General features: G+C 70.7%; 1 protein-coding gene. It reads left to right on the top strand.

The features are described from left to right. A partial coding sequence (locus tag EVJ23_RS15135; RefSeq protein WP_236641242.1) for a hypothetical protein occupies nt 1–376 on the top strand: 376 nt, incomplete at its 5' end. Nucleotides 377–379 lie beyond the last annotated feature (3 nt).

The raw sequence follows: 379 nt of genomic DNA, 5'->3' as shown, positions 1-379 counted from the left end.
CCTGTACGGCATGCAGGCCCTCGCCTACCGGACGCTCGCGGAGTTCGAGCCGGGCGCGGCGGTCCACGCCCAGCACTACGCGGACAAGGCGCTCGCCCTGCGGGTGGACGCCCAGCAGCGCTCGAAGATCTTCGACTTCCTGTCGATGGCCTCCGCGTGCTTCATCGCCGACGATCCCGAACAGGCCGACCGCTTCGCGCGGCTCGCCCTGGTGTCGATGGGCCAGAACTCCTCGCGCCGCACCTGGGACCGGCTGCGCCAGATGTACCGGCTGACCGCCGAGTACGCCTCGTACCCGAGGATCCAGGAACTGCGGGAGGAGATCGAGCTGGCGCTGCCCAAGCCCCGGGGCAAGGGCGGGACCGCGAAGGCCTGAGAG

The organism is Exiguobacterium sp. SH1S1, assembly GCF_004337245.1.
In the GTDB taxonomy this organism is placed as follows: Bacteria; Bacillota; Bacilli; order Exiguobacteriales; family Exiguobacteriaceae; genus Exiguobacterium; species Exiguobacterium aurantiacum_A.
This window is presented reverse-complemented; position numbering and strand designations above follow the sequence as displayed.